Origin of the sequence: Pseudomonas sp. SH10-3B (assembly GCF_019891415.1) — a bacterium.
Taxonomy (GTDB): domain Bacteria; phylum Pseudomonadota; class Gammaproteobacteria; order Pseudomonadales; family Pseudomonadaceae; genus Aquipseudomonas.
In genome coordinates this window covers 63,365-79,183 of the sequence record NZ_JAFLXD010000015.1, presented here as the reverse complement: position 1 = coordinate 79,183, position 15,819 = coordinate 63,365, and the positions used below count along the sequence as shown (strand labels likewise).

At 62.3% G+C, this 15,819-nt stretch carries 18 protein-coding genes; 7 read left to right on the top strand and 11 right to left on the bottom strand.

The genetic code is table 11. The annotated features are described in order from the left end of the window. Positions 1 to 14 precede the first annotated feature (14 nt). A complete protein-coding gene (locus J1G35_RS13890; protein ID WP_223015217.1) occupies positions 15 to 596 on the bottom strand; it encodes a YjfI family protein in 582 nt (193 codons plus the stop codon). A gap of 369 nt (positions 597 to 965) precedes the next feature. On the opposite strand from J1G35_RS13890, the gene ycaC reads away from it, so the two are divergent. From ycaC to J1G35_RS13865, 5 genes are all read left to right on the top strand, one after another. Further along, positions 966 to 1,598, top strand: a complete 633-nt coding sequence (gene ycaC / locus J1G35_RS13885; protein ID WP_027605204.1) for an isochorismate family cysteine hydrolase YcaC — start codon at positions 966 to 968, stop codon at positions 1,596 to 1,598. A gap of 267 nt (positions 1,599 to 1,865) precedes the next feature. Beyond that, on the top strand, positions 1,866 to 2,108 hold the full coding sequence (locus J1G35_RS13880; protein WP_003176346.1) for an exodeoxyribonuclease VII small subunit: 243 nt from the start codon (positions 1,866 to 1,868) through the stop codon (positions 2,106 to 2,108). Beyond that, the gene (gene ispA / locus J1G35_RS13875; protein ID WP_223015216.1) at positions 2,105 to 2,992 is read left to right on the top strand and encodes a (2E,6E)-farnesyl diphosphate synthase; all 888 of its coding nucleotides are present in this window, start codon (positions 2,105 to 2,107) and stop codon (positions 2,990 to 2,992) included. Before J1G35_RS13880 ends, ispA begins: the two co-directional genes overlap by 4 nt. A gap of 110 nt (positions 2,993 to 3,102) precedes the next feature. After that, on the top strand, positions 3,103 to 5,001 hold the full coding sequence (gene dxs / locus J1G35_RS13870) for a 1-deoxy-D-xylulose-5-phosphate synthase (protein ID WP_053138208.1): 1,899 nt from the start codon (positions 3,103 to 3,105) through the stop codon (positions 4,999 to 5,001). A gap of 93 nt (positions 5,002 to 5,094) precedes the next feature. Continuing rightward, the gene (locus tag J1G35_RS13865; RefSeq protein WP_223015215.1) at positions 5,095 to 6,984 is read left to right on the top strand and encodes a TonB-dependent receptor; all 1,890 of its coding nucleotides are present in this window, start codon (positions 5,095 to 5,097) and stop codon (positions 6,982 to 6,984) included. An 18-nt stretch (positions 6,985 to 7,002) separates the two neighbouring features. On the opposite strand, the gene J1G35_RS13860 is transcribed toward J1G35_RS13865, so the two are convergent. The 10 genes from J1G35_RS13860 to nrdR all read right to left on the bottom strand — a co-directional run bounded on the left by J1G35_RS13860 (position 7,003) and on the right by nrdR (position 14,531). After that, entirely contained in the window at positions 7,003 to 7,791 is a 789-nt protein-coding gene (locus tag J1G35_RS13860; protein ID WP_223015214.1) for a cobalamin-binding protein, read from the bottom strand. Continuing rightward, entirely contained in the window at positions 7,788 to 8,207 is a 420-nt protein-coding gene (locus J1G35_RS13855) for a hypothetical protein (protein WP_053138218.1), read from the bottom strand. Before J1G35_RS13855 ends, J1G35_RS13860 begins: the two co-directional genes overlap by 4 nt. Then, positions 8,204 to 8,821 (bottom strand): GTP cyclohydrolase II, encoded by a 618-nt coding sequence (ribA, locus tag J1G35_RS13850; RefSeq protein ID WP_053138226.1) that lies wholly within the window; start codon positions 8,819 to 8,821, stop codon positions 8,204 to 8,206. The genes J1G35_RS13855 and ribA overlap by 4 nt, the downstream gene beginning before the upstream one ends. Before the next feature lie 242 nt (positions 8,822 to 9,063). After that, on the bottom strand, positions 9,064 to 10,029 hold the full coding sequence (thiL, locus tag J1G35_RS13845) for a thiamine-phosphate kinase (protein WP_223015213.1): 966 nt from the start codon (positions 10,027 to 10,029) through the stop codon (positions 9,064 to 9,066). A gap of 18 nt (positions 10,030 to 10,047) precedes the next feature. Beyond that, positions 10,048 to 10,548, bottom strand: a complete 501-nt coding sequence (gene nusB / locus J1G35_RS13840) for a transcription antitermination factor NusB (RefSeq protein WP_223015212.1) — start codon at positions 10,546 to 10,548, stop codon at positions 10,048 to 10,050. Next, positions 10,545 to 11,021: a 6,7-dimethyl-8-ribityllumazine synthase gene (gene ribE, locus J1G35_RS13835; protein ID WP_003176356.1), complete on the bottom strand. Its 477-nt coding sequence runs from the start codon at positions 11,019 to 11,021 to the stop codon at positions 10,545 to 10,547. Before ribE ends, nusB begins: the two co-directional genes overlap by 4 nt. 89 nt (positions 11,022 to 11,110) lie before the next feature. After that, positions 11,111 to 12,202 carry a bifunctional 3,4-dihydroxy-2-butanone-4-phosphate synthase/GTP cyclohydrolase II gene (gene ribBA / locus J1G35_RS13830; protein ID WP_003176357.1) on the bottom strand — a complete coding sequence of 364 codons (1,092 nt, stop codon included), beginning with the start codon at positions 12,200 to 12,202 and terminating at the stop codon, positions 11,111 to 11,113. A gap of 15 nt (positions 12,203 to 12,217) precedes the next feature. Further along, a complete protein-coding gene (locus J1G35_RS13825; RefSeq protein ID WP_032884562.1) occupies positions 12,218 to 12,880 on the bottom strand; it encodes a riboflavin synthase in 663 nt (220 codons plus the stop codon). Positions 12,881 to 12,927: 47 nt separating this feature from the next. Then, entirely contained in the window at positions 12,928 to 14,064 is a 1,137-nt protein-coding gene (gene ribD, locus J1G35_RS13820; protein ID WP_223015211.1) for a bifunctional diaminohydroxyphosphoribosylaminopyrimidine deaminase/5-amino-6-(5-phosphoribosylamino)uracil reductase RibD, read from the bottom strand. Further along, positions 14,061 to 14,531: a transcriptional regulator NrdR gene (nrdR, locus tag J1G35_RS13815; RefSeq protein WP_027605190.1), complete on the bottom strand. Its 471-nt coding sequence runs from the start codon at positions 14,529 to 14,531 to the stop codon at positions 14,061 to 14,063. The genes ribD and nrdR overlap by 4 nt, the downstream gene beginning before the upstream one ends. Before the next feature lie 139 nt (positions 14,532 to 14,670). Between nrdR and J1G35_RS13810 the strand changes: the two genes are divergently transcribed. Together J1G35_RS13810 and J1G35_RS13805 are read left to right on the top strand one after the other, a co-directional pair. After that, a complete protein-coding gene (locus J1G35_RS13810; RefSeq protein WP_112196867.1) occupies positions 14,671 to 15,126 on the top strand; it encodes a YbaY family lipoprotein in 456 nt (151 codons plus the stop codon). Beyond that, positions 15,123 to 15,776: a 50S ribosomal protein L11 methyltransferase gene (locus J1G35_RS13805; RefSeq protein ID WP_223015210.1), complete on the top strand. Its 654-nt coding sequence runs from the start codon at positions 15,123 to 15,125 to the stop codon at positions 15,774 to 15,776. The genes J1G35_RS13810 and J1G35_RS13805 overlap by 4 nt, the downstream gene beginning before the upstream one ends. Positions 15,777 to 15,819 lie beyond the last annotated feature (43 nt).

The following is a 15,819-nucleotide window of genomic DNA, read 5'->3' as shown; positions in this document are numbered from 1 at the left end:
ATACTCCCGAATACTTAATTGAAGAAACGTTCGAAGGCTTCGCTGGCGCGCTGCACGTTGTCGACCAGGGTTTTCACCTCGGTGACGATATTGGTCAGACTGGAGTCGGAGCTCAACGCACCGAACATGTTGTAGACCACTTGCCCGTTAGGCATGGACTCGATACCGATGGAGGACAGCGGGAACATTTCCCGGCTGCGCAACACCGCGTCATTGAATTTTGCGACATCGTTGATGGACTCGACATCGACCAGAACGGTGTCAACGATGATCTGCTCACCCACCACCGCGATGTAAATCGGCAAGCCGCCGAAGTCGTTCATTTCCAGCTTGATGCTGGACTCGGAGCCTTGCACGAGAGAAAGCGTAATGTCCTTGGACACCACGTCGTCCAGGGCCTGAAGAGCGGTGAAGAGGCTTTCGATATTCCAGTTGGTACCTGCGCTCATGAAATTCTCCGACATGAATGAGCCAGCCAGAATCGGCTGGCGAAGCTGTTTCTCCATCTGCTTGAGCAAGCTTCGGTTTTCGGGAAGCACCCAAGTCTCGTGTTTCACATAGCCGGCGGCCGCCAGGCCTGCACGCATCTGCTTCATGTAAAAGCTCGATGGCTTTTTGGCGGACGGCTTCGAGCGCTCTCCCTGAATGCTTGTTGAATCGATATCGGTCCCGGCGGACGGGCTCGATGGAGAGCTGCTTTTCATGGTACTGACCTCGCTGTGAAAAACTCACGCGTGAGAAAATCTACAGGCATTTTTTGCCACACTCAATAGCTCACGCGTGAGATTTTTTGACTTACTTTCCCGAGCGCTAAAAAGATCAGTCCTACTGACAATTCATGAATTGTCTCATTTGAGTTGACGGTATTACCCTTTCCAGCCGATTTATCCCCCAGCACCCACCCATTAATCTGTGCCCATGTTGAACGCAACGCCCAACCAACCTAAACAAAAAAGGATTCAACCATGAGCACTCCAACCTACAACCGCTTGAACAAAGACGACGCCGTAGTTCTGCTGGTCGACCACCAGACCGGTCTGATTTCCCTGGTCCAGGACTTCTCGCCCAACGAGTTCAAGAACAACGTGCTGGCCCTGGCTGACCTGGCGAAGTTCTTCAACCTGCCGACCATCCTCACCACCAGCTTCGAACAAGGCCCCAACGGCCCGCTGGTACCTGAGTTGAAAGAGATGTTCCCGGACGCGCCGTACATCGCCCGCCCAGGCCAGATCAATGCCTGGGACAACGAAGACTTCGTCAAGGCGATCAAGGCCACCGGCCGCAAGCAGATCATCATTGCCGGTGTAGTCACGGATGTGTGCGTAGCGTTCCCGACCTTGTCGGCGCTGGCGGAAGGGTTTGAGGTGTTTGTGGTGACCGATGCCTCCGGCACGTTCAACACCACGGTGCAGCAGGCCGCGTGGAGCCGGATGACCCAGGCCGGTGCGCAGTTGATGAACTGGTTCTCGGTGGCGTGTGAGCTGCACCGCGACTGGCGCAACGATATCGAAGGCCTGGGCAATCTGTTGTCCCAGCGCATTCCCAACTATCGCAACTTGATGAATGGATATGCGGCGCTGACGGCTCACCAGAAGTAAGCCAGCCGAGATTCGCGATAAGCCTGCCCTGAAAAGCAGGCTTTCGTTATTCAACCGAGCGTCCAACTCGAGTGGTTCCTTAAAACCCTGTTACGCAGCGTGCAGCAGGCCATGGCGCAGATTCCGTCTCCCCGTAGGCGGCCGCAGCACGCGTTATCAGGTCAATACAGGGGGCGAGTGACACCCCACTCATTTGCCCGCTCATTTGCCCAGAATCCCCATGTCTGCTAGTGTCGCGCCGGTTTACCGTCTACCGGAATAGCCGCCATGGCCCGCAAAAAAGTTGCACTCGATTTCGAACAATCCCTCGCCGACCTGCAAACATTGGTCGAGCGTCTGGAGAACGGCGAGTTGTCGCTGGAGGACTCGCTGACGGCGTTTGAGCAAGGCATCGGCCTGACCCGTGACTGCCAGAGCGCGTTGGCGCAGGCGGAGCAGAAGGTCCAGGTGTTGCTGGAGCGTGACGGGGAGTTGGCCGAAGAACCTTTCGATGCGGAACAGCCGGAATGATCGACGCGTATCAGGCCAGTAGCCAAGCCCGGGTGAATGCGGCGCTGGAGCCCTTGTTTGTTGCGCCAAGCCCGGAAATGAAGCGCCTCTATGAAGCCATGCGCTACAGCGTGATGAATGGCGGCAAGCGTGTGCGCCCATTGCTGGCCTATGCGGCCTGTGAAGCGCTGGGCGCGCCGGCCGAGCAGGCCAACGGTGCAGCCTGTGCGGTCGAGTTGATTCACGCGTATTCCCTGGTACACGACGATTTACCGGCGATGGACGATGACGATCTGCGCCGCGGCCAGCCCACCACCCATAAAGCCTTTGATGAAGCCTATGCGATCCTGGCCGGTGATGGCTTGCAGAGCCTGGCGTTCAGCGCGTTGCTGGACCCACGTTTGAGCAGCGTCAACGCCGAGATCCGCCTGCGCATGGTCACGGCCCTGGCCCTGGCTGCCGGCCCTGCGGGCATGGTCGGCGGACAGGCGATCGACATGGGTTCGGTCAGCCTCAAGCTGGATCAAAAGGCCCTTGAACACATGCATCGCCACAAGACCGGCGCGCTGATCGAAGCCGCCGTCCACCTGGGCGCCCTGGCCAGCGGGCGTGCCGAAACCGCGCAACTCACGGCGCTGCAGACCTATTCCCGGGCCGTGGGCCTGGCGTTCCAGGTGCAGGACGATATTCTCGACGTGGAAAGCGATACCGCGACCCTGGGCAAACGCCAAGGTGCCGATATCGCACGGGACAAACCGACTTATCCTGCACTGCTCGGACTGGAAGCCGCCAAGGCCTACGCCATCGAACTACGCGATCAAGCGCTGGATGCCCTGCGACCTTTCGACGCGGCGGCCGAGCCGCTGCGTGACCTGGCGCGGTATATCGTCGAACGCCGCCACTGATTACGGCGGCCATTGCAGCCGCATATCAGCCAAGTTCGGCGCTCTGCGTGGGCAGTTTGCGATGCTTGAGGTAAACTGCCGCCTCTTCTATACCTATAACGATTCGCCTGATGCCCACGACGTTTCAAGAGATTCCCCGCAAGCGCCCGTCCACGCCCCTGCTCGACCGTGCTGCCACGCCGGACGGCCTGCGTCGTCTGGGTGAAGCCGAGCTGGAAACCCTGGCCGATGAGTTGCGCCTGGAATTGCTCTACACGGTCGGCCAGACCGGTGGGCATTTCGGTGCCGGCCTGGGCGTCATCGAGCTGACCATCGCGCTGCACTACGTGTTCGACACCCCGGATGACCGGCTGGTGTGGGACGTGGGCCATCAGGCGTATCCGCACAAGATCCTCACGGGCCGCCGCGAGCGCATGGCGACTCTGCGCCAGAAAGACGGTGTTGCCGCCTTCCCGCGCCGCTCGGAAAGCGAGTACGACACCTTTGGCGTCGGCCACTCCAGCACCTCGATCAGCGCAGCGCTGGGCATGGCGATTGCCGCCCGCCTGCAAGGCAGCGACCGCAAGGCGATTGCCGTGATCGGTGATGGCGCGCTGACCGCCGGCATGGCCTTCGAAGCGCTGAACCATGCGCCGGAAGTGAACGCCAACATGTTGGTGATCCTGAACGACAACGACATGTCGATCTCGCGCAATGTCGGTGGACTGTCCAATTACCTGGCCAAGATTCTCTCCAGCCGCACCTATGCCAGCATGCGCGAAGGCAGCAAGAAAGTGCTCTCCCGCCTGCCTGGCGCGTGGGAAATTGCCCGGCGTACCGAAGAGTATGCCAAGGGCATGCTGGTCCCCGGCACGCTGTTCGAAGAACTGGGCTGGAACTACATCGGCCCCATCGACGGCCATGACCTGCCGACCCTGATTGCCACGCTGCGCAACATGCGCGACCTCAAGGGCCCGCAGTTCCTGCATATCGTCACCAAGAAAGGCAAAGGCTTCGCGCCGGCGGAAGTCGACCCGATCGGCTACCACGCGATCACCAAGCTGGAACCGGTGGACGCCCCCGCCGCTGCGCCGAAAAAAGCCAGCGGGCCGAAGTACTCCGGCGTGTTCGGCGAATGGCTGTGTGACATGGCCACCGCCGACCCGCGCCTGGTGGGCATTACCCCGGCGATGAAGGAAGGCTCCGACCTGGTGGCGTTCAGCGAGCGTTTCCCGCTGCGCTATTTCGACGTGGCCATTGCCGAGCAGCACGCTGTCACGTTCGCGGCCGGTATGGCCTGCGAAGGCGCCAAGCCGGTGGTGGCGATCTACTCAACGTTCCTGCAGCGCGGTTACGATCAGTTGGTGCATGACGTCGCGGTGCAGAACCTCGACGTGCTGTTTGCCATCGACCGCGCCGGTTTAGTCGGTGAAGACGGCCCGACTCACGCGGGCAGCTTCGACTTGTCCTACTTGCGTTGCATCCCCGGCATGCTGGTGATGACGCCGAGCGACGAAAACGAACTGCGCAAGATGCTCAGCACCGGCCACCTGTATAACGGCCCGGCCGCCGTGCGTTACCCACGGGGCAATGGCCCGAATGCGCTGATCGAGAAAGACCTGGAACCGATTGAAATCGGCAAGGGCATTGTGCGTCGCCAGGGCAGCAAGGCTGCATTCCTGGTGTTTGGCGTGCAATTGGCCGAAGCGCTCAAGGTGGCCGAGAAGATCGACGCCACCGTGGTCGACATGCGCTTCGTCAAGCCGCTGGATGAAGCCCTGGTCCGCGAAATCGCCGCTAGCCATGAGCTGCTGGTGACCGTCGAAGAAAACGCCATCATGGGCGGTGCCGGTGCGGCAGTCAGTGAGTTCCTGGCGCGGGAAAATATCCTCAAGTCGGTGCTGCACCTGGGCTTGCCGGATGCGTATGTCGAACACGCCAAACCGGCGCAGATGCTGGCCGAGTGCGGGCTGGATGAAGCTGGGATCGAGGCTTCGGTGCGCGAGCGCCTAGCGCTGCTGGCCCAGTAGAAACCGGGACCCAATGTGGGAGGGGCGGTGCGACGATTCGACTCGCACCCTCCCACATTTGATTGGTGCCATCTTCAACGCTATGGACAGCCCATGAAACACCTGTACCTTGCCCTGCTGCTTCTGCCCTCCCCTGAATTGCTCGCCGACACCCGCGACAACGCCCTGAAACTCCCCGACGTCGTCATCAGCGCCAACCGTCAGGTCCAGGCACGCAACGACAGCAGCGCCGCCAACACCGTGTTCACCCGCGACGACATCGACCGCCTGCAACCCACCAGCCTCACCGACCTGCTCAGCCGTGTGCCCGGTGTACAAGTCGCACCCTCCGGTGGCCGTGGCAGTTTGCCGGGCATCTACCTGCGGGGCACCAAGTCGGCCCAAAGCCTGGTGCTGGTCGACGGCCAGCGCATCGCCAACACCACGTCCGGCGATAGCGGCCTGCAATACCTCAATGTCGATCAGATTGAGCGGGTGGAAGTGCTGCGCGGCTCGCGCTCGGTAATCTACGGCAGCGACGCGATCGGTGGGGTGATCCAGGTATTCACCCGGCGCAATGCCGAGCAGGGCGTGCAACCGCGCGTGAAGCTGGGGTTCGGCAGCCATAACACCTGGCAGCGCAGCCTCGGCCTTTCGGGTGGTGACGAACAGACACGCTTCAACCTGGGGGCGAGCCTGGATGACACTGCCGGCATCAACTCCACCCACCAGTCGTTCCCCAGCGACGGTGACCATGATGCTTATCGCAACCAGTCCGTGAGCCTGAACCTCAGCCACTCCTTCAGTGATGAACTGGAGGTGGGCTTCAATCTCTTGGATAACCGCGGCAAGTCGGAGTACGACAACAGCTTCGGCCGCTACGACACCGCCACCGGGCAAACCGTCGGGCAGAAACCCTACACCGACTACGCCGTGAGCAGTGCCAGCGGCTATATCGACGCCAGGCTCAATGAGCGCTGGCAATCGCGCCTGGAACTGGGCCACAGCGAGAACCGCGACACCAAGCGCGACACCCTCAGCAATGATTTCAGCGTGTTCAACACCTACCGCGACTCGATCAACTGGCAAAACGACCTGGCCCTGGACGACCAGAACAGCCTGATCCTCGGCGGCGACTGGTACGAAGACCGCTTCCACGGCTCCACCACGTTTACCGAAAACAGCCGCTGGAACCGCGCCGCCTTTGTGCAGCATCGCTTTCACAGCGAGTGGTTTTCCACCGAACTGGGCCTGCGTCACGACCAGAACCAGCAGTTCGGCGGGCAGAACAGCTGGAGCGGCACCCTGACCTTGCCGGTCAACCCCGACAATGACGTGCTGCTGAGCTACAGCGAAGGCTTCCGCGCGCCGACCTTCAACGACCTCTATTATCCGGACACGAAGTACAGCAACCCCAACCTGCAGCCCGAAACATCAAAGAGCTACGAACTGCAGTGGCGCAGCCAGTTGAGTGACAGCACGCGCCTGGAGGCCTCGCTGTACCGCACCGATTTGAGCGATGCGATCATTCTCGACCAAACCGGCAAGCCACAGAATGTGGCGTCGGCACGCATCAACGGTTTTGAGGCGGCACTCAAGCAGGACCTGTTCGGCTGGCAAGGCAACCTCGGGCTGTCACTCATCGACCCGCGCGACCGCGACAGTGGCCACACCCTGGCCCGCCGGGCGCGGCGCACATTGAGCCTGGACCTGGACCGGCAATTCGATCAGGTGGGCGTGGGCGCCAGTTGGCAGGCGATCAGCCGCAGCTATGACGATGAAGACAACACGCAGCGCCTGGGCGGCTATGGGTTACTAGGGTTGCGTGGCAGATGGGCGGTGGCGCGGGAAGTGGCGTTGTCGCTGAAGGTCGATAACCTGCTGGACAAGTCCTATGCGCGGGCGCGCTACAGCTACGACGATCCGGCATTCGTCAACAATCACGATTACCGTGAAGAAGGCCGGGTGTGGATGTTTGGCGTGACCTGGACACCTGAAATCTGATTGTCGCCTGGACTGGTCTCAGCGGCTCGGAGCAATCACCTGACACAGCCGCGCCAGCGCTTCCAGCATCTGCCCGCTGGGCCGTTCCAGGCCTTTGTCCGGAACCAGCCGCACTCGCTCCGCCATGGTTGGCCAGGCCTTCCAGGCTTCCCTCTGCACCTGATCGCCCACCAGAATCATCTCAGGATTACGTTGCAATACCGACTCGATGCTGACCTGCGGCGCGGGTAGCTTCAGGTCGTCAAACACGTTGCGCGCACCGCACACGCTCAGCGCGTCGCTGATGATCTGGCCGCCGCCCACGGTGTACAGCGGCTGATTCCACACCTGGTAGAACACCCGCAACGGTTCGGCACGTTGATAACGCTGACGCAACTGCGCCAGGCGCTGGCGCAGTTGCGCCGCCAATTGCCGGCCGGCGTCGGCGCGGCCCAGTTGCTCGGCGATGGCCTGGACCTGAGTGGTGAGTTGTTCAAGGCTATGGGGTTCGGCGACATACACCGGGATATTCAGGCGCTGCAGCTGCTCGCGCTGGGCCGGGCCGACGCTGCCGGGCCAGAGCAGGATCAGGTCGGGCCTGAGGCTCAGCAGGCGCTCCATGTCGAGCTGGCCGTAACGCCCCACCGACGGCACGTTTGCCAGCGCCGTCGGCCGGTCGCCGCCATCGAGCACGCCCACCAACAGGTCGGCAGCACCCAGTTCAGCCACGATTTCAGAAAGTGAAGGCGCCAGACTGACGACACGCTCGACCGCCAGGGCCTGGGCACTGAATGCCAGCAACAGCATCGCCAGCCAGCGGCGCATCATCCCAACTGACGCGGGATGCGGTAGAGGTAAAACAGCACCATCGTCGACAGCGCCAACAGGAAAAGCGGCACCGCCTCCAGGCCGACGAATACCGCCAATGCGCCCACCCACGCCGGCACCGCCGCCACCATCAAGGCCGTGCGCCGACGGGCCGCCAGGGTGATCCAGGCGGCCGGCTCTTCAGCGGTATCAAGGGCTTTGGAAGTGGCGATCAGGGCGTGTTTATAACCGTTGAAGTAGCGCAGGCTGAGGAACATCGAGGCCACGCCGGCGATAAAGAACGGCATGGCCAGCACCGGCAGCAAAGGCTCGGCCTGGCCAAACACCAGGTTGATCACGAACAGCGGGAACAGCGCCAGGGCCAGGTACTGCCACCAGTTGAAGGACAGTCGTCGTTTCACCTGGCCACGGGTCACGCGCGGTCGACCTCGCCTTGATGCTCATTGCCCATCATGTGGTCGAGCTTGCTGGCCTTGGTCGCCAGGTAGAGTTTGTTGTGCGGGTTGTGCCCGGTGTGCAGCGGCACGCGCTCGGCCACGGTGATGCCCATCTCGGTCAAGGCTTTGACCTTGCGCGGATTGTTGGTCATCAGGCGCAGGGATTTCACGCCCAGGTGCTCCAGCATCGGCAGGCAGATCGCGTAGTCACGCTGGTCGGCGGCGAAGCCCAGTCGCTCATTGGCCTCGACGGTATCGGCGCCGCCGTCTTGCAGCTCGTAGGCGCGGATCTTGTTCAGCAGGCCAATGCCACGGCCTTCCTGACGCAAATACAGCAGCACGCCACGGCCTTCACGGGCGATGGCGCGCATCGCCGCTTCCAGTTGCGAGCCGCAGTCACAGCGCTGGCTGAACAGCGCATCGCCGGTCAGGCACTCGGAGTGCACGCGACCGAGAACCGGTGCGCCATCGGCGATCTCGCCGAGGCTGAGCACAACGTGTTCGCGCCCGGTGGCTTCTTCGAGAAAGCCATTCATGGTGAACGTGGCAAAAGGGGTAGGCAGCTTGGAAGCAGCGACGAAAACGACGGGCACCGTGTGCTCCTGATTTCAGTTTTTACAAAGGGGGCCATTGTAACAGCACGTTCCTACAGACGCTTAAGCTGAATTATCGCTGTTAAAGATCAATCGGTTTGATTGGCCTTCGTGTTGATTCTATGTAGGAGCGAGCTTGCTCGCGAAAATCGTCAGCGATGACGCAGGTATTCTGGGTGAACGCGGTGTCCTGGCGCTTTTCGCGAGCAAGCTCGCTCCTACAGGGTAGCGCGGCAGCCTATTCAGGGCGTCTCGCGAAAGTGCTGATAGCCACGCATGGTCGGGGTGATGTCCTGCCCGTTGGCGTCGAGCAACGTGACACCCTGCCCCGCTTCGACCCGGCCGATCACGTGGATCGGCCAGCCGCCGGCCAACAATGGCGCAAGCTCCAGGGGCGGTAGGGTGAACGCCAGTACGTAGTCGTCACCACCGCTCAGGGCGGCCACCCGCGCCGCGTCATCCCCGACAAACGCCAGCAAGGCCTGGGACAACGGCAGCGCCTGGCGCTCGATCAACAGACTGACAGCCGAGGCCTTGGCGATATGCCCGCAATCGGCCAGAAGCCCGTCGGAGATATCCATCGCAGACGTCGCCTTGCCCCGCAGCGCCAGCCCCAACGCCAACTGCGGTTGCGGCGACCAGTAATGGGCCAGCAGCGGGTCGGCAATCGCTGCGTCGGCGCTGCGCTGCCCCAATACCAGCGGCAAGGCACCGGCGGCATTGCCCAACTCGCCCCCCACGCACAGTAGGTCGCCCGGCTGTGCGCCGCTGCGCTTCAACGCTTGACCGGTCGGTACACGACCAAACACGGTCAGGGTCAGGCTCAGCGGGCCACGCGTGGTGTCGCCACCCACCAGGCCCACGCCGCAGTTTTGCGCCATGGCGTTCAAACCCTGGGCATAGCGTTGCAGCCAATCGGCATCGACGGTCGGCGTGGTCAGGGCAAGGGTAAACGCGAGGGGGTGGGCGCCCATGGCAGCCAGGTCGCTCACCGCCACGGCCAGCGAGCGCTGGCCGAGCAGGAACGGGTCACAGGGGTCGGCAAAGTGCACGCCGGCCACCAAGGTATCGGTGGAAATTGCCAACTGCTCCCCGGCGGGGAGCGCCAGCAAGGCGCAGTCGTCGCCGATCCCCAGGGCAATACCCTCGCCGCCCTGCGCACACGGCGCGGCGGCGAAGTAATTGTGGATCAGCTCAAACTCGCCCATTCAGGACTCAAGCGCAGGTTAGCGCTTGTACGCCTTCACTTCGGCTTCACGCAGGCGCGGAGCCAGCTTGTCGAGCACGCCGTTGACGAACTTGTGACCGTCGGTCGAACCGTAGACTTTCGCCAGTTCGATGCCTTCGTTGATCACCACGCGGTACGGCACGTCGACGCGCTTGAGCAGCTCCCAGGTGGACAGGCGCAGTACGGCCAGTTCAACCGGGTCCAGCTCTTCGAGGGTCAGGTCCAGGCACGGCGACAATGCGGCATCGATCTCGTGCAGGTTGGCCGGCACACCGTGCAGGATGTCGTGGAAGTAGCTCTGGTCGGCAAACGTGAAGTCGTTATCGACGCGAAACTGCGCTTCGATTTCGTTCAGCGAAGTGCCGGCCATATGACGCTGGTACAGCGCCTGGGTGGCGAGCTGACGGGCAGCACGGCGCTTTTCGCTTTTCGAAGGTTTGCCGGCGTCCGCTGGACGCTCATCGCGTGGGTTGAAACGATCGCTCTCGTCGGAAATCACTTGGCCTCCAACTGCGACAGCAGGCTGACCATTTCCAGCGCGGACAGGGCAGCTTCAGCGCCTTTGTTACCGGCCTTGGTGCCGGAACGCTCGATGGCTTGTTCGATGGAATCCACGGTCAGTACGCCGAAAGCGACTGGCACGCCGAACTCCATGGACACCTGGGCCAGGCCCTTGGTGCATTCGCCGGCCACGTATTCGAAGTGCGGAGTACCGCCACGAATGACCGCGCCCAGGGCGATGATCGCCGCGTATTCACCCTGCTGAGCAACTTTTTGCGCAACCAGTGGAATTTCGAAGGCGCCAGGGGCGCGGATGATAGTGATGTCGCTCTCGCTCACACCGTGGCGAACCAGGGCATCCACGGCACCGCTTACCAGGCTTTCAACCACGAAGCTGTTGAAGCGGCCAACCACCAGGGCGTAGCGGCCTTTGGGGGCGATGAAGGTACCTTCGATGGTCTTCAGGGTCATTCGACAAATCTCTTAAAGAGCCGGGACGCGAAAAGTGCGTCCCTCAGTGATGATTTAACCGCGAACAAGGGGGCAAAAAGCGCCGGCCTTTATTCGGAGGGCACGTATTCTACAACTTCCAGATCGAATCCGGATATCGCATTAAATTTCATCGGTGCGCTCATCAGGCGCATTTTGCGCACACCGAGGTCACGCAGGATCTGCGAACCGGCACCGACGATGCTGTAGGTGGTCGGCGTTTTCACCTGGGTCTGCTCGGCGGTTTCGCGAATATGCGCGAGTAGCACGTCGCCATCCACCGGGTTACCCAGCAGCAGCACCACACCGCTGCCTGCCTCGGACACCGCAGCCATCGCGGCGCGCAGGCTCCAGCGGCCCGGTTGCTTGACCATCAGCAGGTCGCGCAGCGGGTCCATGTTGTGTACACGCACGAGGGTCGGTTCGTCGGCGCAGATGGTGCCCAGGGTGAGGGCCATGTGCACGTCGCCTTCCACCGAATCACGGTAGGTCACCAAATTGAATTGGCCCAGTTCGCTGTCCAGCGGCTGCTCGGCAATCCGCTGAACGGTACGTTCGTGGATCATCCGGTAGTGAATCAGGTCGGCAATGGTGCCGACCTTGATGTTGTGTTCGGCAGCAAAGGCTTCGAGTTCGGCGCGACGGGCCATGGTGCCGTCGTCGTTCATCACTTCGCAGATCACACCGCTGGGCTCGAAACCGGCCATGCGCGCCAGGTCGCAGGCGGCTTCGGTGTGGCCGGCGCGAGCGAGGGTGCCGCCCGGTTGAGCCATCAACGGGAAGATGTGGCCTGGGCTGACAATGTCTTCGGCCTTGGCGTCTTTGGCGGCAGCGGCTTGCACGGTGCGGGCACGGTCAGCGGCGGAAATGCCGGTGGTGACGCCGGTGGTCGCTTCAATCGATACGGTGAACTTGGTGCCGAATCCCGAACCATTACGCGGCGCCATCAACGGCAGCTTGAGCAACTCGCAGCGCTCTCGGCTCATGGGCATGCAGATCAGCCCACGGGCGTGCTTGGCCATGAAGTTGATGTGCTCAGGCTTGCAGGCCTCGGCGGCCATGATGATGTCGCCTTCGTTTTCGCGGTCTTCGTCATCCATCAGGATGACCATCTTGCCTTGGCGGATGTCTTCAACCAGTTCTTCGATGCTATTGAGCGCCACAGGGCACCCCCTTGGTCAGGATTTCAGGTAGCCGTTAGCGGCCAAAAAACTCTCAGTGATGTTCCCGGTTGCAGGCTCTGCGGCCTTATCGCCCATAAGCAGGCGCTCCAGGTAACGGGCAAGCAAGTCGACTTCCAGATTCACCCGGCGACCAGGCTGGTACGACGCCATGATGGTTTCGCTCAGGGTGTGGGGAATGATGGTCAGTTCAAATTCGGCGCCGTTCACGGCGTTCACGGTCAGGCTGGTGCCATCGACGGTGATCGAGCCTTTGTGGGCGATGTACTTGGCCAGCTCCTTGGGCGCACGGATGCGGAATTCCACAGCGCGGGCATTTTCGCTGCGAGCCACCACTTCGCCGACACCGTCGACGTGGCCGCTGACCAAATGGCCACCCAGGCGGGTGGTCGGCGTCAGGGCTTTTTCCAGGTTGACCGGGCTGCCGGCCTTGAGGTCGTTCATCGCGGTGCAGTCCAGGGTTTCCCGGCTGACGTCGGCGGCAAAGCCGTTGCCCGGCAGTTCGATGACGGTCAGGCACACGCCGCTGACGGCAATACTGTCGCCCAGCTTGACGTCGCCGAGGTCGAGCTTGCCGGTTTCAACCAGCAGGCGCACATCGCCCCCCTTGGGGGTCATGGCGCGGATGCTGCCGATGGATTCGATAATGCCGGTGAACATGGCCTTCTCCTGGAAAACGGGGCGGGCACTTGAGCGCCCGGTCAGAATTATACGCTCGCTACTGGCACAGGGATGGCAGTGACTCGCCAGTCGTCGCCAACAGCGCGCATTTCAGTGATCTTGAGTTGGGGGGCTTCGCTAAGTTTCTCAAGCGGCCAGTCGAGTAAAGGCCGGGCAGCGGAGCCGAGGAACTTGCCGGCGACGAAAATCACGTATTCGTCCACCAGGCCTTGCTGGGCAAATGCGCCCGCCAGGCTTGGGCCGGCTTCCACCAAGACTTCGTTGACGCCACGGGCGGCCAGGGCCACCAGCGCCGAGCGCAGATCGACCTGGCCGTCCACACCCGGTACCACCAGGCATTCAGGGCCACGGGGGAACTGGTTTTCGGCGGTGACGCAGGTGATGACTAGCGCCGGGCCGGCCTTGAAGAAGGGTGCGTTGAGCGGCACGCGCAAACGGCCATCGATCAGCACACGCAACGGCGGACGCGACATAGCCAGGGCCGTGGTGGCTTCATCCAGGCCGAGTTCGGCGGCGCGTACGGTCAGGCGCGCACCGTCGGCCAATACGGTGTCGGCGCCGGTCAGCACCACGCTGGCCTCGGCGCGCAGGCGTTGTACGGCGGCACGCGCGGCAGGGCCGGTGATCCATTGGCTTTCGCCGCTGGCCATGGCGGTGCGACCGTCCAGGCTCATCGCCAGCTTGACCCGCACAAACGGCAGGCCATGCTCCATACGCTTGAGGAAGCCCTTGTTCAGGGCCCGCGCTTCGCCTTCGAGCACGCCGCTGCGTATTTCGATCCCGGCCTGGGCCAAGCGCTGCATACCGCGTCCGGCGACTTCCGGGTTAGGGTCCTGCATCGCCGCAACCACCCGCGCCAGCCCGGCACTGACCAGTGCATCGGCGCATGGCGGGGTATGGCCGTAGTGGCTGCAGGGCTCAAGGGTTACGTACGCCGTGGCGCCGCGGGCCTTGTCACCGGCAGCCCGCAAGGCATGCACTTCCGCATGGGGCTCGCCCGTGCGCACATGCCAGCCTTCGCCGACAATCAGCCCATCGCGGACAATCACGCAGCCCACACGCGGGTTGGGGTGAGTGGTGTACAGGCCGTTGCGCGCCAGTTCGAGGGCGCGGGCCATGTAATGGGCGTCCAGCACAGCCTGTTCAGCAGAAAGTGGGTTCATTCTTTGACCGGCTCACGGGCCAGGCGGTCGATCTCTTCACGGAACTCATTGAGGTCCTGGAAGCGTCGATACACCGAGGCGAAACGGATATAGGCGACTTCGTCGAGCTTTTGCAGCTCGCCCATCACCAACTCTCCCACCACCAGGCTCTTGACCTCGCGCTCGCCGGTCGCGCGCAGCTTGTGCTTGATATGCGCCAGCGCCGCCTCCAGCCGCTCGACACTCACCGGGCGCTTTTCCAGGGCACGCTGCATACCGGCGCGCAGTTTTTCTTCGTCGAAAGGCTGGCGGCTGCCGTCGGACTTGATCAGACGTGGCAATACCAGTTCGGCGGTTTCGAAGGTGGTGAAACGTTCACCGCAGCCAGAGGCCAGGCATTCGCGCCGGCGACGCACTTGATCGCCCTCGGCGACCAGACGCGAGTCAATGACCTTGGTGTCGTTGGCACCGCAGAAGGGACAGTGCATGGTGGCAGGCAACAAAAAAAGGGAGGGCCATGGTAGCGCATCCCCGTGGCAAGACAAGCCATAGCCTTTACGGTATATAGGCAGGCCTATATGTTTCTTATATTTCAAGCCACGGATTTTGTCCTTTCTGGAGCCGTACATGCAGTTACGACCACTTGTTTTGCTCACCCTGTTCAGTGTCCTGGTCGCCTGCAGCAGCGAAGCCCCCAAGCCGTCCACGCCCCAACCTGCGCCCGCGCAGGAGAAAAAAGTCCCAGGTATTGAAGACCTCGGTCCCCTGCCGGCCTACCAGCGTGAAATCAATGGCAGCCTGACCAATGTGCCGGCCGGCGCCGAAGTCGAGATGGCCCTGCTGGTGATCGATGACCGTTCGCGCCCGCAACAATTGCTCGCCAGCAGTGTGCTGACCGGCAACGGCAAGCCCCTGGCTTTCCGCCTGCGCTTCAACCCCGAGGCGTTCCCGGCCGGCGCGCGGGTTGAATTGCGTGGCCGCGCCAGCCAGTCCGGCCAATTGATCCTGCACCTGCCTGCGGTACGCATCACCCAGGCGATCACCCAGACCACCGGCCCCCTGGAACTCGTCAAGGCACCATGACGCCACCGTTGGACTTGCAGCGCGCCCTGAGCGCGCTGATCGGCGACGCCCAACTCGTGCCCTGCCCGCTGCCGGACACCGAGCTTTCATTGTGGCTGCTGGATGCGGACAACATGGACCGCGCCTTCAGCCCCGAGGAAACCCGACGCATCCTGCATGAACCGCCCTACTGGAGTTTTTGCTGGGCCAGTGGTTTGGCGCTGGCGCGATATCTGGCGGCGAACCCGCAATGGGTGAAAGGCAAGCGCGTACTGGATTTCGGCGCCGGCTCCGGTGTGGCCGGAATTGCGGCGGTTAAAGCGGGTGCGTTGGAAGTGGTTGCCTGCGACCTCGACCCGCTGGCGTTAGCGTCCTGCCGGGCGAATGCCGAACTCAATGGAGTGGAGTTGCGCTACTCGGCAGACTTTTTCGCCGAAGCCGACCGCTTCGACCTGATCCTGGTCGCCGACGTGCTCTACGACCGCGCCAACCTGCCGTTGCTCGACCACTTCCTCAGCCGAGGCCGCGAAGCGCTGGTGGCGGACTCGCGCGTGCGGGACTTCCAGCACCCGGCTTATCGGCGGCTGGAGATACTCGATGCACTGACGTTGCCGGACTTGGCCGAGCCTTGGGAGTTTCGCAAGGTGAGCCTGTACCATTCGCGGCGGTAAGCCCGCGCGTTACAAATTTCTGGCAATAAGTTGGCTGAGACAG